The organism is Deinococcus depolymerans (genome assembly GCF_039522025.1).
Classification (GTDB): domain Bacteria; phylum Deinococcota; class Deinococci; order Deinococcales; family Deinococcaceae; genus Deinococcus; species Deinococcus depolymerans.
Genome location: NZ_BAAADB010000007.1, coordinates 71,564 through 90,641 on the forward strand (window position 1 = coordinate 71,564; position 19,078 = coordinate 90,641).

Annotated in this window: 19 protein-coding genes; 5 read left to right on the forward strand and 14 right to left on the reverse strand. The window is 70.3% G+C overall.

Features of this window, described 5'->3' with window-relative positions; translation table 11 throughout:
* Window positions 1–112: 112 nt before the first annotated feature.
* Window positions 113–1,108, reverse strand: coding sequence for an extracellular solute-binding protein (locus tag ABDZ66_RS04775; protein ID WP_343756678.1), 996 nt, complete (start codon window positions 1,106–1,108; stop codon window positions 113–115).
* Window positions 1,109–1,178: 70 nt separating this feature from the next.
* Window positions 1,179–2,198, reverse strand: coding sequence for a D-alanine--D-alanine ligase family protein (locus ABDZ66_RS04780; protein ID WP_343756680.1), 1,020 nt, complete (start codon window positions 2,196–2,198; stop codon window positions 1,179–1,181).
* A gap of 541 nt (window positions 2,199–2,739) precedes the next feature.
* Between ABDZ66_RS04780 and ABDZ66_RS04785 the strand changes: the two genes are divergently transcribed.
* The 3 genes from ABDZ66_RS04785 (at window position 2,740) to ABDZ66_RS04795 (ending at window position 6,825) form a co-directional block, all read left to right on the forward strand.
* Complete coding sequence (locus ABDZ66_RS04785) at window positions 2,740–4,461, forward strand: ABC transporter substrate-binding protein (RefSeq protein WP_343756682.1); 1,722 nt, start codon at window positions 2,740–2,742, stop codon at window positions 4,459–4,461.
* A gap of 278 nt (window positions 4,462–4,739) precedes the next feature.
* Window positions 4,740–5,762, forward strand: coding sequence for an ABC transporter permease (locus ABDZ66_RS04790; RefSeq protein ID WP_343756684.1), 1,023 nt, complete (start codon window positions 4,740–4,742; stop codon window positions 5,760–5,762).
* Between the two features lie 43 nt (window positions 5,763–5,805).
* The gene (locus tag ABDZ66_RS04795; RefSeq protein WP_343756686.1) at window positions 5,806–6,825 is read left to right on the forward strand and encodes an ABC transporter permease; all 1,020 of its coding nucleotides are present in this window, start codon (window positions 5,806–5,808) and stop codon (window positions 6,823–6,825) included.
* Between the two features lie 326 nt (window positions 6,826–7,151).
* Here the strand turns inward: ABDZ66_RS04795 and ABDZ66_RS04800 are convergent, their stop codons facing one another.
* From ABDZ66_RS04800 to ABDZ66_RS04830, 7 genes are all read right to left on the reverse strand, one after another.
* Window positions 7,152–7,595, reverse strand: a complete 444-nt coding sequence (locus ABDZ66_RS04800; protein WP_343756688.1) for a hypothetical protein — start codon at window positions 7,593–7,595, stop codon at window positions 7,152–7,154.
* Entirely contained in the window at window positions 7,596–8,471 is an 876-nt protein-coding gene (gene ygfZ, locus ABDZ66_RS04805) for a CAF17-like 4Fe-4S cluster assembly/insertion protein YgfZ (RefSeq protein WP_343756690.1), read from the reverse strand.
* A 263-nt stretch (window positions 8,472–8,734) separates the two neighbouring features.
* A complete protein-coding gene (gene hemA, locus ABDZ66_RS04810) occupies window positions 8,735–9,832 on the reverse strand; it encodes a glutamyl-tRNA reductase (protein ID WP_343756692.1) in 1,098 nt (365 codons plus the stop codon).
* Window positions 9,829–10,389, reverse strand: a complete 561-nt coding sequence (locus ABDZ66_RS04815) for a precorrin-2 dehydrogenase/sirohydrochlorin ferrochelatase family protein (RefSeq protein ID WP_343756694.1) — start codon at window positions 10,387–10,389, stop codon at window positions 9,829–9,831. Before ABDZ66_RS04815 ends, hemA begins: the two co-directional genes overlap by 4 nt.
* A gap of 85 nt (window positions 10,390–10,474) precedes the next feature.
* Window positions 10,475–11,998 (reverse strand): uroporphyrinogen-III C-methyltransferase, encoded by a 1,524-nt coding sequence (gene cobA, locus ABDZ66_RS04820; protein ID WP_343756695.1) that lies wholly within the window; start codon window positions 11,996–11,998, stop codon window positions 10,475–10,477.
* Between the two features lie 9 nt (window positions 11,999–12,007).
* A complete protein-coding gene (locus tag ABDZ66_RS04825; protein ID WP_343756696.1) occupies window positions 12,008–12,664 on the reverse strand; it encodes a hypothetical protein in 657 nt (218 codons plus the stop codon).
* A gap of 58 nt (window positions 12,665–12,722) precedes the next feature.
* Complete coding sequence (locus ABDZ66_RS04830; RefSeq protein ID WP_343756698.1) at window positions 12,723–13,028, reverse strand: hypothetical protein; 306 nt, start codon at window positions 13,026–13,028, stop codon at window positions 12,723–12,725.
* Between the two features lie 53 nt (window positions 13,029–13,081).
* On the opposite strand from ABDZ66_RS04830, the gene ABDZ66_RS04835 reads away from it, so the two are divergent.
* Complete coding sequence (locus ABDZ66_RS04835; protein WP_343756700.1) at window positions 13,082–13,882, forward strand: GNAT family N-acetyltransferase; 801 nt, start codon at window positions 13,082–13,084, stop codon at window positions 13,880–13,882.
* Window positions 13,883–14,103: 221 nt separating this feature from the next.
* On the opposite strand, the gene ABDZ66_RS04840 is transcribed toward ABDZ66_RS04835, so the two are convergent.
* The 5 genes from ABDZ66_RS04840 to ABDZ66_RS04860 form a co-directional block, all read right to left on the reverse strand.
* Entirely contained in the window at window positions 14,104–14,385 is a 282-nt protein-coding gene (locus tag ABDZ66_RS04840; protein ID WP_343756702.1) for a hypothetical protein, read from the reverse strand.
* A 103-nt stretch (window positions 14,386–14,488) separates the two neighbouring features.
* Complete coding sequence (locus ABDZ66_RS04845) at window positions 14,489–15,382, reverse strand: P1 family peptidase (protein WP_343756704.1); 894 nt, start codon at window positions 15,380–15,382, stop codon at window positions 14,489–14,491.
* Between the two features lie 107 nt (window positions 15,383–15,489).
* Window positions 15,490–16,506, reverse strand: coding sequence for a TerC/Alx family metal homeostasis membrane protein (locus ABDZ66_RS04850; RefSeq protein WP_343756706.1), 1,017 nt, complete (start codon window positions 16,504–16,506; stop codon window positions 15,490–15,492).
* 296 nt (window positions 16,507–16,802) lie between these two features.
* A complete protein-coding gene (locus ABDZ66_RS04855; protein ID WP_088246968.1) occupies window positions 16,803–17,471 on the reverse strand; it encodes a response regulator transcription factor in 669 nt (222 codons plus the stop codon).
* 167 nt (window positions 17,472–17,638) lie between these two features.
* Window positions 17,639–17,968: a hypothetical protein gene (locus tag ABDZ66_RS04860; RefSeq protein WP_343756712.1), complete on the reverse strand. Its 330-nt coding sequence runs from the start codon at window positions 17,966–17,968 to the stop codon at window positions 17,639–17,641.
* 177 nt (window positions 17,969–18,145) lie between these two features.
* Here ABDZ66_RS04860 and ABDZ66_RS04865 point away from each other — a divergent pair, with 177 nt between their 5' ends.
* Window positions 18,146–19,030 carry an alpha/beta fold hydrolase gene (locus tag ABDZ66_RS04865; protein ID WP_343756863.1) on the forward strand — a complete coding sequence of 295 codons (885 nt, stop codon included), beginning with the start codon at window positions 18,146–18,148 and terminating at the stop codon, window positions 19,028–19,030.
* Window positions 19,031–19,078: the final 48 nt, after the last annotated feature.

Sequence of the window (19,078 nt, forward strand, 5' to 3'; positions counted from 1 at the left end):
TCAGGATTAGGGCGTGCGTCCCGGCGGTTCCCACGCCCGGTCCCGTCCATACACGCACGCCGCCCCCCCACGGGTCGTGGGTCGGGGCGGCGGTCAGGTGCCGGGCTTCAGGTCAGAGCAGGCCGGCGTCGCGCAGCAGTTTCTGCGCCTTGTCGATGTTCTTGGGCAGCACGGTGGGGTCGATGCGGGGGCTGCGTTTGCTCACGTCGCTGTAGGGCAGCATGGTGGTGGGCTGCAGGATGTTCCCGATCACCGGGTACTCGAAGTTGACGCTCAGGAAGAAGGTCTGGGCGTCCTTGGCGACCAGGGCGCTCAGGAACCGGGCGGCGCTGGCACCGTTCTTGCTGGTCTTCAGGATGGCGGCGCCGGTGGCGTTGCCCAGGTTGCCGATGTCGCCGTTCTTGAAGAAGTACGTGTCGATGGGGTAGCTCAGGCGGTTCACGCGCTGGATGTAGTAGTGGTTGGTGAGCGCCACGTCGATCTCACCGGCGCGCATGGCCTCGAGCATGCCCACGTTGCTGGTCTTGTAGTCCTTGGGTTGCAGGGCCTTCATGCCCTCGATCCACTGGCGGGTGGTGGCCTCGCCGTACTTGCTGATCATGGCGGCCAGGAAGTCCTGGAAGCTGGGGTAGCTGACGGTCCAGCCGATGCGGCCCTTGAGGCTGGTCATCTTGGGCAGGTCCAGGATGGAGTCGGGCAGCTGTTCGGGTTTGATCTTGCCCGTGTTGTACGCCAGGGTGCGGAAGCGGACGGTGGTGGGCAGCCAGGTGCGGTCGTCGGGCAGGTAGTCGCTGCTGACGTTGCGGGTCAGGGCGGCGCCCAGTTTGCTGAAGCGGCCCTCGGCGGCCAGTTCGCCGAGTGCGCCGACCGAGTTGCCCCAGTAGACGTCGGCGGGGCTCTTGCTGCCTTCCTCGCGCAGGGCGGCGACGAGCTGGGCGTCGGTGCCGTAGCGGACGTTGACCTTGATGCCGGTCTGCTTCTCGAACTGCTGCACGACCGGGTCCACGAAGGTCTTGGCGCGGCCGGAGTACACGGTCAGGGTCTTGGTCTGCGCGAGGCTGGTGCTGGCGAGCAGCAGGGCGGTGACGGTGAGGAGGGTACGCTTCATGTCCGTAATCCTAAGTAACCGGGTCGGATTAATAAGGTACAAACGTCCCAGTCTCCCCCCCACCGCCCCTTCAGCGTTCCTCGAGTGCCAGCGTCACCAGCCGCGTCACCAGCTCGCTGTAGCCCAGTCCCGCCGCCTCGAACAGCTTCGGGTACATGCTGGTCGTCGTGAAGCCCGGCATGGTGTTCACCTCGTTCAGCAGCAGTTCACCCGTCTCCTCGACATAGAAGAAGTCCACGCGGGCCAGCCCGGCGCAGTCCAGCGCCCGGAAGGCCGTCAGCGCCACCGACCGCACCCGCTCCGCGACCTCCGGCGGCAGCGGCGCCGGGATGTGCATGGTCGCGCGGCCCTCGGTGTACTTCGTCTCGTAATCGTAGAAATCCGCGGCAAAGCGCAGTTCCCCCACCGGACTGGCAATGGGCGCGTCGTTGCCCAGGATGCCCACCTCGACCTCGCGGGGCTTGTGGCTGGTCATGGCCTCCAGGATCACGCGGCGGTCCAGCCCGAACGCCAGGTTCAGCGCGGCGTCCAGTTCGTCCGGCGTGTTCACCTTGCTGATGCCCACGCTGGACCCCAGGTTCGCGGGTTTCACGAACAGCGGGAAGCCCAGTCCCGCCGCGCGGTCACGCACCGCGTCCGGCTGCTGCTGCCACTCGCGCCGCACGGCCAGCCGCCACGCCACCTGCGGAATCCCGGCCGATTCCAGCACCTGCTTGGTCATGACCTTGTCCATGCTGACCGCCGACCCCAGCACGCCGCTGCCCACGAAGGGAATCCCGGCCAGGGTCAGCAGGCCCTGCACGGTGCCGTCCTCGCCCATCGGGCCGTGCAGCAGCGGGAACACCGCGTCGTAGCCCTCGGCGCTCGCCACGCGGTGCAGCACGAGGTCCCCGCCGGTGGCGGCCTCGCCGCTGTCCAGGGCGCGCTGCGTCTCGGTGGGCGGCAGCCAGCGCCCCTGCTTGCTGATCACCACGGGTGTCACGTCGAACTGATCCTTGGGCAGGGCGTTCAGGACGCTCCGGGCACTCATGAGACTGACTTCGTGTTCACCGGACTGGCCCCCGGCCAGCAGCAGAATGCGCTTCTTCACGCGGCGCAGTATGCCACGGCCCCGCCGGGACGCCCGGAGACCACCGCCCGCGGGTCGCCACGACAGCCTGTCATACGGACTGCCGTTTGTTTCGTTCACAGATCGGAACACCACTGATCTGTCAACTCCACGTCCGGAACCCGGTTGTCTCCCACTCGCTTCGCTCGGATTGAACGGCTTTGTAAGCCATTCAATCGGAGTCCGTCTCATACGCACCCCGCTGGAACGGGCTCCTGAAAACCGTTCCCTCCCGGCGGACACGCCTCGGAGCAGGGCGGGTTCCGGACGCAAAACTGGCAACCCGGCGGTGTTGCGGATCGTCAACGAAACAGACGGAATCCGTATCGTACGGCAGGAAAAACCGGGCTCGAAGCTGCCGAACGCCAGGATGCCCGTCCAGCGGGACGGGAAGCACGACATCCTCACACCACACACCGTTCCCCTGAGATATGATGCCCCGCGATAACCCCCAGACAGCCCCGGCACGAGTTCAGCAGACGCTTGACCCGTGCCCTCTGTCGAACCATACCCAGGAGTTCGAATGAAGAAAATCGCTGCCCTCAGCACCCTGCTCATCCTCACCTCCGCGCTCGCCGTCGCTCCCAAGGACACCCTGGTCATCCAGGAATCCGCGGACATCCCCACCATGGACCCCGGCGTCACCTACGACACCGCCTCCGGCTCCATCACCGAGAACCTCTACGAGACCCTGCTGACCTACAGCGGCGCCAGCCTCACCAAGCTCGAGCCCCTGCTGTCCACCAAGTGGACCATCAGCAACGGCGGCAAGACCTACACCTTCGACCTGCGCAAGAACGTCAAGTTCCACAGCGGCAACGCCATGACCTGCGCCGACGCCGAGTACTCCTTCGAGCGCAACCTCGTGACCAACAGCGCCGAGTCCGGCAACTGGTTCATCGCCGAGAGCCTGCTGGGCACCGGCGCCAACGCCAACGACGACAAGACCATCACCTGGGCCCGCATCGACAAGGCCGTCGAGTGCAACGCAGCCGGCCAGCTGATCTTCAACCTGCCCGCCGTTGACCCCGCCTTCCTGGCGAAACTGGCCTACACCGGCCAGAGCGTCATCGACAGCAAGTACGCCATCAAGCTCGGCGAGTGGAGCGGCAAGGAAGCCGACTGGAAGAACTGGGTCGGCAAGGACCTGACCAACAGCGCCCTGAGCAAGGCCCCCAGCGGCACCGGCGCGTACAAGTTCGTCCGCAAGGACGCCAACGCCTTCCTGGCCACCGCCTTCGACGGTTACTGGGGCAAGAAACCCGCCATCAAGAACATCGTCATCCAGAAGGTGCCTGAACTCGCCGCCCGCCAGCAGGCCTTCCTGCGCGGCGACGCCGACATGATCGAAGGGGCCGGCCGCGCCGTCGACGAGGAACAGATCAAGGGCAAGCCCGGCGTCATGTGGGTCGACAACCTCCCCAACACCGTCGCCAGCGCGTTCTTCATGAACGAGAACATCAAGTCCACCGGCCTGCTCGGCAGCGGCAAACTGGACGGCAAGGGCATCCCCGCCAACTTCTTCAAGGACAGCAACGTCCGCCGCGCCTTCAGCTACGCCTTCAACTACGAGCAGTACATCCAGGACGTCCAGAAGGGCAAGGGCAAACAGCGCACCATGCTGCTGCCCGACACCTTCCCCGGCTACGACGCCAAGGTCGGCACGTACTCCTTCGACAAGGCCAAAGCCACCCAGTACTTCCAGCGCGCCTGGGGCGGCCAGGTCTGGAAGAACGGCTTCGTCATGACCGCCAACTACCGCGCGGGCGCCGTGGCCAGCCAGACGGCCATGGAAATCCTGAAGAAGAACATCGAATCCATCAACCCCAAGTTCCGCGTGAACATCCAGGCCAAACCCTGGAGCGAAATGCTCGCCGCCTCCAAGAAGGGCGAGGAAGCCATGATCATCATCGGCTGGGCGCCCGACTACGCCGACCCTGACAACTTCATGTACACCTTCTACTCCAGCAACGGGTACTACTTCCCCCGCAACAACTGGAAAGACGCCCAGGTCGACAAGTGGCTCGAGCAGGCCCGCAACACCGTCAACACCGCCGAGCGCAACCGCCTGTACAGCCTCGTGGGCAAGAAGGCCTACGAGCAGGCCCCCTACATCCTGATGCCCGCCGGCGTGAACTACCTGTTCACCCGCGACAACATCACGGGCGTCAGCGCCTCGAACTACAACCCCATGATCTCCTTCGCCTACACCGGCACCTTCTGGAAGGAACTGGGCAAGAAGTAAGGACCGCCGGGATTCCGAGCTTCACACAACCCGGGCAGTGAGGGCGGGGCCGCCCTGAACAGGTGGCCCCGCCCTCACTGCTGCACGCCGTTGGGCACGCCCGGTTCCCCTGAGCGGGACATCAGCCCGCTTGACTTTGCGTCCGGGGTCTGTTTTCGTCTAGGCTGAACGATGGCCTGCATTCCAGTCCATACAACCCGTCAGTCCACATCCTGAGCTTCTCTCCCTCCACCGACTGCGCCGCAGTCCACCGTGGAGGCTTTCCCTCCGAGGCCCACATGCTTAATTTCATCGTGCGGCGACTCATCCAGATTCCCGTGGTGATGCTCGTCCTTTCCCTGATGATCGTCGGCATCACGCAGCTGCTCACGCCCGAGCAGCGCGCCGCGCCGTACATCCGCAGCGAGCAGCAGGCTGCCCGACTGGAACAGATCATCGAACAGCGCGGCCTGCGCGACCCCTTCCCGGTCCAGTACGGCCGCTGGCTGTCCGCCACCCTGAAAGGCGACCTGGGTTACTCCAAGGCCAGCAGTCAGGACGTGATCACGACCATCCAGGAGCGCCTGCCGCGCACCCTCGAACTGACCTTCGTGACCGCCATCCCGATCCTGCTGCTGAGCATCTGGCTGGGCACCCTCAGCGCCCTGCACAAGGACAAGCTGATCGACCAGATCCTGCGCGTCTTCGTGGTGCTCGGCTACAGTCTGCCCAGCTTCGTGGTGGGCATCCTGCTGCTGGCCGTGTTCTACGCCTACCTGGGCTGGCTGCCCGGGGCCGGGCAGGTCAGCGTGCTGAACACCTTCGCGCTGGGGGAACTGCAGCGTTACACCGGCCTGCTGACCGTCGACGCCGCCCTGAACGGCCGCTGGGACATCGCCTGGGACGCCCTGCAACACCTGATCCTGCCCGCCATGACCCTGCTGATCGTCCTGAGCGCCAGCATCATCAAGGTCATGCGCAACAACATGCTCGAGGCGCTCACCAGCGACTACGTGCGCACCGCCCGCGCCAAGGGCCTGTCCAGCCGCGTGGTGAACAACAAGCACGCCCGCCGCAACGCCCTGCTGAGCATCGTGACGCTGGGCGGCTTCCTGATCATCGGCCTGCTGAGCGGCTCGCTGATCACCGAGACGATCTTCGCGTACCCCGGCGTGGGCCAGTGGGTCGTGCAGGCCGCCGTGGGCGTGGACCTCGCGGCCGTGCTGGGCTTCGCCATGCTGACCGCCGTGATCGTGGTCGTCGTGAGCACCATCGTGGACATCCTGTACGGCGTGATCGACCCCCGCGTGAGGTTCGACTGATGCCCGCCCAGCCCCACACCCACGCCATCCGGAGGGACCCCCGATGACCACCGTGCCCGTCAAGGTCGAGCAGCGCAGCAACTGGCAGCTGTTCTGGACCAGCCCCGCCATGCGCAAGATGCGCCGCAACCCGCTGGCCATCACCGGCCTGATCATCACGCTGCTGTTCGGCCTGATCGCGCTGTTCGCGCCGCTGATCGCCAAACCCAGCGGCAACTGCCTGCGCGACCTGAACATCACCCAGGCCAGCGAGGTCTACAACCCCCTGCAAGCCCCGTTCTGGCAGGCGACCCTGGCCCCCCCCAAGAGCTGCTACCTGACCGAACGGCTCGGCTTCCAGCAGCAGCCCAGCCCGCCCAGCGCCGAGGCCCCCTTCGGGACCGTGAACGGCTACAACATCTTCTACGGCCTGGTGTGGGGCACCCGCACCGCCCTGAAACTGTCGTTCATCATCGTCGCCATCACCCTCACCACCGGCATCATCATCGGCGCGATCAGCGGCTACTACGGCGGCTGGATCGACAACCTGATCCAGCGCTTCATTGACGTGCTGTTCTCGCTGCCGCCCCTGATCCTGACCGTGGTGATCCTGACCATCCTGCGCGCCCGCCTGATGGGCGGCGGGGCCGACTACGACCCGACCGTCCCGATGATCGTGGCGTTCTGCGTGACCGGCTGGGCCGGCTACGCCCGCCTGATCCGCGGTGAGGTGCTGCGCACCCGCCAGCTGGAGTACGTGGACGCCGCCCGCAGCCTCGGCGCGCGCGACATGCGCCTGATCCTCAAGCACGTGGTGCCCAACAGCGTGGCCGCCGTGTTCACGACCGCCGTGCTGGACCTCGCCACGACCCCCCTGAGCATCGCGGGCCTGTCCTTCCTGGGCCTGGGCTTCGAACCCGGGTACTCCGAATGGGGTCAGCTGGTCGACTTCGCCCGCGCGTGGCTGAAACCCGACTACTGGTACGTGCTGGTGTACCCGGCGGTGTTCATCGTGCTGTTCAGCCTCGCCTTCAACCTGTTCGGTGACGGCCTGCGCGACGCGCTGGACCCCAAGTCCCGCTGAGGCGCACCACACCCGAGATCCACAGGAGCGTCCCCCACCTGCACAGCGCGGTGGGGGACGCTCCTGTCATACGGACTCCGATTGAATGGCTTATAAAGCCATTCAATCCGAGCGGATGCGAGTAGGAGAGAAACGGGTTCCGGACGTGGAGTTGACGACCCGGTGCCGTTCCGGGTTGTCAACGAAACAAACGGAGTCCGTATCATACGGACTCCGATTGAACGGGCGGCAAAGCCCGCTGGGTCCGAGCGGCTGCGACTCGGAGAGCTGCGCCGCAGAGAAGGAGAGAAACGCCCCTCCGGACGTGGCGCTGGCGACCGGGCTGATCAGGCCGCCGGGGCCCGCAGCCAGCCGGGCAGCTGCCACCACACCAGCGCGTGCGCCACGAGCGCCACGCCCCACAGTGGCAGCAGGGCCGCGCCGGACCCCAGGAACGCGCAGCCGATCAGGAACGGCACGCCGGGCGCGGTGGCTGCCTGAATCGCGCCGGTCAGGGCCGCCTGGGGCGCACTCAGGTCCGGGTCCCGCGCCGAGCGGCGCGCCAGGTACGCCGCCACGCCCGCCAGGACGGCGGCCAGCAGGACCGCTCCCAGCACCCCGTTCAGGCCACCCGGGGAGAGGGGGCGCAGCGCGGCCAGCAGCAGGCCCAGCGGCAGTCCCGGCACGGCCAGGGCCGCCAGGGCCAGCAGGTACGCGCGGCGGCAGGCGCGCAGCAGGCCCGCGCGGTCACCGCCGCGCAGGTCGCGGGTCAGGGAATCCAGCGCGCCCACTCAGGTCACCGGGGCGGCCAGCACGACCCGGGCAGGCACGCCGCCCACCAGGACGTCCGCACCGTCCACCAGTTCCCTGCGAAGCCGCGCCACGCTGCCCCCCGCCGCGTACAGGCCCGCCTGCCCAACGACCTTCCCGTCCGCGGTCACCTCGGCCCCGGCCGGCCACGCCCGCTCCCCGCTCAGCCGCGCGAGGTGATGCCGGGCATTCCCGCGCGCCTCCAGCCGCGCCATGATCTCCTGGCCCACGTAACAGCCCTTGCGGTAACTGATGGCGGGCAGTGGGCCACCCACGTCCAGGCCGATCTCGGGCGGCAGGGTGCCGGTCAGGGCGTCCCGGATCACGTCCGGAATGCCGGCACGCACGCGCGCGGCGTCCAGGTCCGCCAGCGGCACCTCCGGGCCGGTCAGGGCCGGGAGGACCGCCGCCTCGTGCCGCGCGAGGTAATGCAGGTCCACGCCCGCCGTGCCCGTGCGGTTCACGCGGCCTCCCAGGACCGCCCCGCCGCCCAGCTCGAAGGTCTGCGCCGCGCCGCCCGACACGTCCCAGCCGGGCAGCGTCCCCTCGTGCCAGACGTGCACGGTCCGCAGCTCCTCACTGACGTCCTGGATCTCGACCTGGTCGAAGATCACGTAGCGTTTCAGGCGGGCCTCCAGTGCCGGGGCCTGCCCGGCGTCCAGGTGCAGGTACACGTCGTCGGCGCGGCGGTACGCGCGGGCGAACTGCTCGATCTGCCCGCGCACGTTCAGGAACGCGCAGGCGACCACGCCCGGCGTCGGCGCGCCCCGCAGGTCGTTGGTCATCTGCCCATGCACGAAATCAACGCGGTCCGCGCCGGTCACGCGCAGGCTGCTGGAAGGAATCCGGGTCCACATGCCGCCCAGCGTACGGGAAAGCCGGGTGGGCGTGTGGAACGCGGGTCGCCAAGCGGCGCGGGCCGGTCATGCGGACCCGGAGAGCTGCGCCGCGGAGTGGGAGCCCAGAGGCCTGCCGGGCGTGGCGCGGACAACCCGGAAGTTCACCGGATTGCCAGCTCCACGTCCGGAGGGGCGTTTTTCTCCTGCTCTGCGGAGCAGCTCTTCGAGTCGCATCCGCTCGGATTGAACGGGCTTTGCAGCCCATTCAATCGGAGTCCGTATCAGTCGCTGGCGAGGGCCAGGTCACGCTGACGCTGCCGGGCCTGACGGGTCAGGTGCCAGCGGCTCAGGTCGGCGGCGGCGTCGCGGACGATGGCGTTCGCCTGCGGCAGCGCGGCGCGGCGGCTGTCCATGTTGCGGGCGACGATGCCGGTCAGGTCGTCGAGGTTGTGCAGGTGCGCGCCGGGCACGCCCGCGATGTCCGGGTCGAGGATGCGCGGCACGCTGATGTCGATCAGGAACATCGGGCGGCCCGGACGCTGCCGCAGGGCCTCGGCGACACCCTCGCCGTGCAGGACGTAGTGGGGGGCGCCGCTGCTGGCGATCAGCACGTCCGCCTCGGGCAGGACCTCGTGCAGGTACTCGGCGGCGCAGGGGCGGCCCCCGAGTTTCTCGGCGAGGTGCCGGGCGCGTTCCACGGTGCGGTTGACGACGATGATGTCCTCGACCCCGGCGGCGCGCAGGTGCGTGAGGGTCAGTTCTGCCGTCTCCCCCGCCCCGATGATCAGGGCGGTCCGTCCGGCGAGGCCGCCGAGCGCGGCCTGCGCGAGTTCCACGGCGGCGCTGGAGACCGACACGACGTGATCGCTCATGCCGGTCTCGAAGCGCACGCGTTTCCCGGCAGCCAGGGCGCCCTGCGCGACCTTGTTCAGCAGCGTGCCGGTCAGGCCGCGTTCGCGGGCGTCCATCCAGGCGCGTTTGACCTGACCCTGGATCTGCGTCTCGCCGATCACGAGGCTGTCGAGGCCCGCCGCGACGCGGTACAGGTGCGTGACGGCCGCCTCGCCCTGGTGGAAGTACAGGTGCCCGCCCAGCGCGTGCCCCCAGGCGCCCTCGAAGGCGGCGAGGGGGTCGCCGGTCAGGCCCGCCATGTAGACCTCGGTGCGGTTGCAGGTGGACAGCAGCATGACCTCCTGCGCGTGGCGGGCGAGGTGGTCCAGCAGCGCGCCTTCCTCGCCGGCGCGGACGGCGGCGCGTTCGCGGACCTCGACGGGCGCGGTCTGGTGGTTCAGGCCGACGACCGCCACGTCGAGCGTGCCGGGTGCGGGGGCGCCACTCACGGCGAGGAACGCGCGGGCGGTGGGGCAGGCCAGGGTCACGCGCCGACCCCCATGGCGCGGCGGATCTCGTCGCGCAGCGTGCCGAGCGCGGAACTGCGCTGCGGTTCCGGGCAGGTCAGGGCCGCCTCGCGCCGGGCACTCCAGTCGTCCAGTTGCGTCTCGCTGGGCAGCAGGGCCGTGATGCGTTCCGCCAGCGCCTGCGAGAACATCGGCAGTTCACGGCCGGAACTGACCGCGACCTGCACGCCGGCCTGCGCGGCGGTGGCCGCGAAGCGCAGCGTGCCGCGCGTGGCGTCACTGGCGTCGTTGACGGGGATGCCCAGGGCGCGGGCGTCCCCGACGACCTGCCCGTTCACGTCCGCGAGGCTGGTGGCGGCGACGGCCAGGGCCGCGCCGTTCAGGTCGCCGGGACGGTACGGGCGGCGCTGCACCTGGACGGGCAGGGCCGCGAGGTCCGGGTGCAGGTCCGGCGCGATGACCTGGACCTGCGCGCCGCTGCCGAGCAGGGTGCGGGTGCGGCGCAGGGCCACCGGGCCGCCGCCGACCACGACAGTCCGGGCGCCGCGCAGGTCGAGGAAGGCAGGCAGCAGGCTCACAGGGGGCAGCATAGCGCGGGCCGGGCGGGGCAGCCGTCCCCGACCGATCGGTCGGGAAGGCGACTGGGACGTCATGGAACGTGCCTCAGCCGGTAACAGTCCTGGCCGACGCGACCGCCTGTTCGGCCGCGTCGGCCAGGGCGTCCAGGCTGGCGGTGCGGGCGACGGTGATGTCCGTGAAGCCCGCCTCGCGCGCCGCGTCGGCCGTCTGGGGGCCCATGGCCGCCACCCGCAGGTCCGTGCCGACCAGCGCCGCGAGGTGCCGGGCCGCGCTGCCGGACGCCAGGGTCACGACCGCCGCGCCGCGCAGGCGGTCCATGGACAGGCTGTCGGGCCGGGCGGGTTCCGTGCGGTACAGCTCGGCGCGGTCGTAGGTCAGGCCGCGCGCCTCCAGGGCACGTTGCAGGTCGGCTTCCGCGAGTTGCGAGGTCAGGTGCAGCAGCGTCTCGCCGGGCGCGGCAGGCAGTTCGGCGCCCAGGTGGCGGGCGCCGGGCGTGGCGGGCACGAAGTCGGCGCGCAGGCCCACCGCTTCCAGGCTGCGGGCGGTGCTGGGGCCGACCGCGGCGAGTTTCACGCCGGCGAGGTGGCGGGTGTCCAGGCCCAGGGCGTGCAGGTGCCCGATCAGGGTGGTCACCGCGTGGTTGCTGGTCAAGAGCAGCCAGCTCACGCCGCCCAGGTCGCGCAGGCGCCCGCGCAGCGCGTCGGGCTGCGCGGTGGGCGCGAATTCGATCAGCGGGACTTCCAGCACGCCCGCGCCGCGCGCACGCAGCAGGTCACCCAGACCGCTGGCACCGCCGCGCGTGCGGGTCACGGCGACCGTCTGCCCAGCCAGCGGACCGCCGAAGCCGGGGCGGGTGTCGAACCATTGCAGGCTGTCGCGCAGGCGCACGACCTCACCCACGACCGTGACGGCCGGGGCTTCCAGGCCAGCCTCGCGGACCACGTCGGCAATGGTGGCCAGGGTGCCGGTCACGGTCCGCTGGCGGGGCGTGCTGCCCCACTGGATGGTCGCGGCCGGCGTCTGCGGGTCGCGTCCGGCCGCGATCAGGTCGGCGGCGATCTGGTGCAGGTTGCGCACGCCCATCAGCAGGACCAGGGTGTCCACGCCGGACAGCCGCTCGTAGTGCGCGCCGCCCTCCTGGGTGTTGCCGGTCAGGACCGCGAAGGACCGGGCGACCTCGCGGTGCGTGACGGGAATCCCGGCGTAGGCGGGCGCGGCGATGGCGCTGCTCACGCCGGGCACGATCTCGAACGGCACGCCGGCCAGGGCGCAGGCCTCGGCCTCCTCGCCGCCCCGCCCGAACACGAACACGTCGCCGCCCTTCAGCCGGGCGACGCGCTGCCCGCCGTTCGCCTGCGCCTGCTCCACGATCAGCGCGTTGATCTGCTCCTGGCTGATGTACTCGGAAAAGCCCTTCTTGCCCACGTAGATGGTGTGCGCGTCCGGCGCGTAGCGCAGCAGGTCCGGGTTGGCGAGGTAGTCGAACAGCACCACGTCCGCCTCCATGAGCGCCTTCATGCCGCGCACGGTCAGCAGACCCGGGTCGCCGGGGCCCGCCCCGATCAGGGACACGAAGGCGCGCGGGCTGGCAGAGGAAACGTCGGTCATGCCTACAGGCTAGCGGGCGGCAGGCGGGACATATGCGTACTCGCGGGTGCGGTGCCCCCGCCCGGCGATCTGCCCGCCGCTCAGGCGGGCCGCGCCGGTCAGGACCGCCTCCCAGTTCAGGCGCTGGAACAGGTGCGCGGCCAGCAGGTACGCGGCCCGGTCCGGCCAGCTCGCGGCCCGCACGACCGACTCGACCTCCAGCCGCAGCCGGCCGGGGCCGGTGTCCAGCGCGCGGAACGTGACCGTCCCGGCGTCGGCGTGCAGCCGCAGCGTCCGCAGGCACACGCGGGTGGCGTCCATGACCTGCACCTGCACGCGCGCCCGGCGGGTGAAGGTCATCAGGATCCGCAGCCGGGTGCCGGGCCGGATGGGCGGCCCGCCCTGTGAGGGGAGCGGTGCGTCCAGCCCCCGGAACCACGCGGTGCCCTTCGGCGCGAGGTCCGGCAGGCGCTGCCCGACGAGCGCCGTCACGGCCACCGCGTCCAGCGCGGCGCCCTGCACCTCGGCCCAGTAGCGGCGGTGCGTGACCGGCCCCACCCCGTCCGGCAGGTCGGTGGGCCGCAGCGGATCACGGGGATTCTGGAGGTACGCGGTGTACCCCAGGACCGCGACGACCAGGAGCAGCGGGCGCGGCGGGCGGAACGCGACACGGACAGGGTCTCGCATGGCGGGCAGTATTCACCGGCAGCGGCGGAGCGCAGCCTTCAGGCAGCTGAACACGTCTTCATGCGGACTCCACGGCGTGTTCAGACGCGCCTGACCGGGAGAGCGGCAGGTGGTGGGCGGCCGTGTCGTGCAGGCCCGCGAAGCGCAGGTGACGCTGGCAGATGAACCACAGCTCGTCGCGGTCGTTCGGCAGGATGAAGTACGCGTCCGAGGTCTCCGAGGGGTTGTACATGCCCACCACCCGGTACGCGCGGTCCTCGCTGAACCCGCTCGACAGCGGGCGGGGCATGGGCGCACGCGGGCCGTCGAGCTCGACAATCCGCACGAACAGCTGGGGATGAAAGGCGAGCATGGGTACCGTCATTCTGAATCACGCGCCGGCCCCCGGCGTGGGCCGCGCGGACTTACACTTCCTTCATGCCTCTCCCCCTGCCGCCGGTCCCGTCCACGTCCGGGCTGTCCGGCCTGCCCCGGCTGGCGCAGGCGGAAGCTGCCGCGCACACCCGCTACGGCCAGCATCCCGGCGGGTCCGTGGAGCTCTTCGGGCCGCTGGTGGCCGTCCACGACGCGCCGGACTCACCGCTGAACAGCGCGTGGCACGACGGCACCCGCCCGCCCACCCCGCAGGAACTGACGGACTTCGGGACGTACTGCGCCGCGCACGGGCAGCGGCCCACCCTGCACCTGCTGTCCCACGCCGCGCCGACCCTGCTGCCCCTGCTCGGCGAACGCGGGTACACGCTGACGTCCGTGCTGCACGCCTACCTGCACGACCTGCTGGCGCGGCCCGCCCAGCCCCTGCCCGTGCAGGAGACGACCGACGCGCCTGCCTGGGCGGCCGTGTGCGCCGCGGGCTTCGGGCCGGGCAGCGAGGCCATCATGCGGCGGGTGGCGCAGACACCCGGCACGCGCCTGTTCCTGGCCGGCCCGCCCGACGGGCCGGGCCTGGGCGCGGCCGCCCTGTCCGTCACCACGTTCGGCGCGGCGCCACCCGACGGCCGGGCAGGCGTGGCCGCCGCGCTGCACGGGACCTCCACCCGGCCGGAACACCGGGGGCAGGGTGCGCAGACGGCGCTGCTGGCCGCCCGCCTGAATGCCGCCGCGCAGGCCGGGGCGGACCTGACAGGCGTGTTCGTGACGCCAGGCACGCCCAGCGAACGCAACGTCGTCCGGGCCGGGTTCCGGCTGGCGGGCCTGCGGCTGACCTTCAGCGCCTGACACGGACTCCGATGGAATGGTTCTGGCCGACCATTCGATCCGAGCGGAGCGACCCGGAGAGCTGCTCCGCGGAGTCCGTATCAGCTCGGCCGGGGCCGCCTGGAGCAGTTGCCGAACAGAGGCAGTCTGTCTGGCCGCGCGGACCTGGAACGCCCCGCAGGAGAGCGGGTGAATGTGGACGGAGCGGACGGACTGGCACAACTGCTGAGCAGAGAACGGCGCTAATCGGCGGCGGTGGCGTGCAGGTCCGGCAGGTCCAGGTGGTGGGCGGCCGTGTCGTGCAGGCCCGCGAAGCGCAGGTGACGCTGGCAGATGAACCACAGCTCGTCACGGTCGTTCGGCAGGATGAAGTACGCGTCCGACGATTCCGAGGGGTTGTACACGCCCACCACCCGGTACGCGCGGTCCTCGCTGAACCCGCTGGCAAGAGGAAGGGGCTGCGGGGCGCGGGGGCCGCCGAGTTCAACGATTCGCACGAACAGGTGAGGGTGAAAGGCGATCATGCCCCAGCGTGACCCGCCGCGCACGCACGGGAACGGGTGACGGCACACAAGGTCAAGGTTGAGCCAAGCCCGGATGGTGACGCCCTCAAGGGTCCGGCCCGGTTCAGGCATTCCGGGCGGCGCGCACGGCGTCCCGGACGGCGGCACACACGGCCTCCTGCACGAGCGCCACCAGCAGCAGCGGGTCCGCCGGGGGCAGGGTCGCGGCGCTGAGGACGAAGGCGCTGTCGCCGTCCCAGGGCGTGTGGCTGGGGTGGATGACGCGGGCCAGCGCGGCCTGCGCGGCGTCCGCGAGGCGGCGGCACTCGGTCTTGCTCAGGCTGTGTTCGGTGGCCACGGCAATCAGGGTGGTGTTCTGCACGTCGCCCGGCGTGAAGGCCGCCGCGCCCGGCCCGACGCCTGGGCCGGCCAGCACGCCGCCCCGTTCGTCCAGCACGTCCCCGATGGGATTCACGACCGCCAGCGCGCCCACGCGCACACCGTGCCGTTCGATCAGGACGCTGCCCAGACCGCCCGGCACGCCGCCGCCCAGGTACTTTCCGGCGGTCGCGCCGGTCCCGGCCCCGACCAGACCGCGCGGCACCGGGTCGGCGCTGGCGGCGCGGGCGGCGTGTTCGCCCTGCGCCTCGCCGGGGCGGAGGTCCGCGCGGCCCACGCCCAGGTCGTAGATCACGGCGGCCGGGACGAGCGGCACGCGCGCCCAGGGCGTCGGGTGTCCCACGCCGCGTTCCTCCAGCACCCGGACCACGCCGCCCGCCGCACTCAGCCCGAAGGCGCTGCCGCCGGTCAGCAGCAGCGCGTGGACGCGTTCGATCTTCTTGTCCGGCGAGAGCAGCACGCCCTCGCGCGTGCCGGGGCTGGGGCCCAGGAACGATGCGGACGCCACGGCACCCTCCGGGGGGCACAGGATCACGGTGCAGCCGGTGCGGGCCTCGGCGTGGGTCCAGTGGCCCACCTGGAAGCCCGGAATGCCGGTCAGGGTCAGGTTCTCGCTCATGCGTTCCAGCAGAGCACAGGACTCCCGGAAACGACACACCAGAAAAGACACAGTGGCGCCCCGTGAACCGGGGTCACGGGGCGCCTGCTGGCGGGTGGGGTGTGCGGTCAGCCCGCGTCGGGGGTGGGGTCGTGGCGGGTGCGCCACAGGCTCAGCAGGACGCCGCCGCCGAGGATGCCGAGCGTGACGGTCAGGCTGATGGCCGGGTCGACCTTGCCGTAGAACTGCGCGTAGAAGATCTTCGCGCCGATAAACACCAGCACCAGCGCCAGCGCGGGCTTGAGGGCCTCGAAACGGTGGACCATGGCGGCCAGCGCGAAGTACAGGGCGCGCAGTCCCAGGATGGCGAAGATGTTGCTGGTGTACACGATGAACGGGTCCTGCGTGATGGCGAAGATGGCGGGAATGCTGTCCACGGCGAAGATCACGTCCGCAAATTCCACGACCAGCAGCGCCAGCAGCAGCGGCGTGGCGTGCAGGCGCAGGCGGCCACGGGCGTCGGGCAGGCGGGTCAGGAACTTCTGGCCTTCCAGGGTGGGGCTGATGGGCAGGAAGCGGCGCAGGAAGCGCACGACCGGGTGGGCCTGCATGTCCGGGGTCTCGTCGTCGCCGCCGCGCAGCAGTTTGATACCGGTCAGCAGCAGGAACGCGCCGAAGATCCACATGATCCAGTCGAACTGCGTGACGAGCGCGGTGCCCAGGCCGATCATCAGGCCGCGCAGGATGATCACGCCCAGAATCCCCCAGAACAGCACGCGGTGCTGCAGGTGGCGGGGAATGGCGAAGGACGCGAAGATCACGCTGATCACGAACACGTTATCGAGTGCCAGGGCCTTTTCCAGCGCGAAGCCCGTCAGGTACGCCATGCCGCTGGCGGGTCCCAGCGTGGCCCACACCCACCCCCCGAAGGCCAACGCCACGGCGATGTAGAAGGCACTGAGTTTGAGGCTGCTGCCGATGCCGATCACCTGATCCTCGGCCGCCACGCCGGCCGCGTCGGCGCGGCGGCGGCGCAGGCGGTCCAGCACGCCGAGGTCGAAGGCCAGCAGGGCGCCAACGAGGGTGATGAAGACCAGCCACATCCAGGTGGGCTGTCCGAGCCAGGGGGTCATGAGTGCGTCCACGGTGTTCCTCCGGTGGGCGCGGCGCGACTGGGGGGTGACTGGCGGGAGCGACGTGCCGGGAAGACACGAAAACGCCCGGCAGAAACCACGGTTCGCACCGCGTTCCTGCCGGGTCTCTGCCTTTGCTGCTCCTGACCGGGAAACCCTTGGTTTCCGTACTGACGATCAGACGCTCCCTGCCGAGGGGCAGGGCGGCTTACTCCCCCGGATTGACCTTCAGTATCCCGGACGGCTGCGCCACGCGGGTGAGAAGCACGTGAACCCCGCCCCGGGCGGGGCACGTCCCGACAGGCGGGTCAGGGCGTCTTGAGGGCGTACCCGATACCGCGCACCGTGCGGATGATCCCGTACCCGTCGAGGTCGCGCAGCTTGGCGCGCATGTTCGCCATGTGCACGTCCACGACGTTGCTGTTGCTGGGCAGCTCGCCGTTCCAGACCTCGCGCTCTATCTCCTGGCGGGAGTACACGCGGCCCGGCTGGCGGGCCAGGAAGGTCAGCAGGTCGAACTCCTTGGGCGACAGGCGCACCTCGTGCCCGTTGTAGTGGCACAGGCGCTTCTGCGGGTGGATCTCCAGCGGCCCGATCGAGATGACCTCGCCGTGCTGCTGGTGCCGCAGCTGCACCTTCACGCGCGCCACGAGTTCCTCCGGGTGGAAGGGCTTGGTCATGTAATCGTCCGCGCCGGCCTCCAGCAGGTTCACCTTGCGGTCCACGGCGTCCATGGCGGTCAGGATGATGATCGGCACGCTGCTGGTCTTGCGCAGGCGGCGGGCGATCTCCGCGCCGTCGAAGTCCGGCAGCCCCAGATCCAGGATCACCAGGTCGGGGTTGCTCTCGCGGGCGCTGGTCAGGCCGGTCACGCCGTCCGGCGCGGCCAGGACCCGGTACCCGGCCTGCTCGAGTTCGTACTGCACGACGCGGGTGATGTCCGGGTTGTCTTCAATAAGTAGGATGCGTTGCTCCATAGCTGCCTTTTCGTCTCCTCATCCCTGGGGTGTTGCGCGGTCCGGCCGAGCAGGGTCCGTGCGGACCATTGACGGGAACGATCCCGTGCGGATGCAGGTGCACCTGGTTCCGGCCCATCGTAGGGTTCAGACGCGCTCCGTGGGGCCGGAGTGCGGTTTAGGGTCCCTTAACAGCCGGCCGGCGCGTCCCCGCTCCGGCCCGGCACGACAACGTCATCCACCTGCACGTCGTAGCGCAGCAGCAGCGTTTTCAGGCGCTGCGCCGCCCCCAGGGCCAGTTCACGGTCCGCCGGGCGGAACACCAGCGTCAGGCGGGCCGCCACGCCGGGCCGGGGTTCCTGCGCCTGCACCTGAAGCGGCCGCCGGAAGGCCGGATCGTGCATCAGGTCCCGCAGGACCCGCGTGAAGGTCAGTTCGTCCACGCCGCTCAGCGTGAACGCGATGCCCAGCGGCGCCGGTTCCCCGGAAGCCGCCCCAGCCGACGACGGGTCAGTCATGCGCGGCAGCGTAGCGCACCGCCGGGACAGCCGGTCAACCGTGCCGGCCACCGCTGCGAGCCGCAGTGACCGCCGACTAGAATGCCCGGCATGACTGACCTGCCGCCATCCGACGCCGCACCCGACGACCATGCCTTCCCGGACGATTTCGACCTGGACGGTGGCGAGCAGGTGTACATGGAGCACCTGAACGGCGCGGACCTGTACTTCGAGGTGACGGGCGACCCCACCGGCCCCGACGCCCCGGTGGTGTTCCTGCACGGCGGCCCCGGCTACAACAGCTACTCGTTCCAGACGGCGTTCGGGGACCGCCTGCCGCGCGCGGCCGTGTTCCTCGACCAGCGTGGCTGCGGGCGCAGCGGGCCGCTGGAGGACACCGAACAGGGCGCCGACACCCTGGACCTCGACACGCTCGTCGGCGATCTGGAGGCCGTGCGCGACTTCCTGGGCGCCGAACGGATCGTGCCGCTCGGGCACGGCTTCGGGGCGCTGATCGCGCTGGAGTACGCCCGCCGCCACCCCACCCGCACCGCCCGCGTGATCGTCGTGAACCCCTGGGTGCACTACCCGGACCTGGCGCGCACCCTGCTGGAGGAGGCCAGTGCGCGGCGCGGCACGCCCCTGGACGACCCGGCCGCGCGCGTGCGGGCCGGGACGCCCGAGGGGCAGCACGCCCCGGTGGGCGCGGCGCGGATCGAGGCGGCCTTCGAGCTGCTGAACGCCCGCGACCTGCTGAACGCCCTGCAGTTCCGGGACGCCCCCACCCGCATGCGCCTGGAATTCATGGACGCCGAGGGGCAACTCGTGGGCGGCGGCGAGGTCCAGGAGGCACTCGTGAACCAGGGCCTGTGGGAGTTCGAGTACCCGCCGTTCCTGGCGGAGATCCGCCGGCCGGTGTTCGTGATCTCCGGCGCGCACGACCGCACCAGCTACCCCGAGCAGGTGCAGTGGGTCGCGGACCTCGCGGACGGCGACGTGACCGTGCTGGACGCCGCGCACTACCCCTGGCTGGACGACGAGGACGCCTTCGCGCAGGCGCTCGAAGACGCCCTGACCCGCTGAGCGTCCGGGCCTCCGCCCGGCGGCGCGTTCCGTCCGGATTCTCAGACG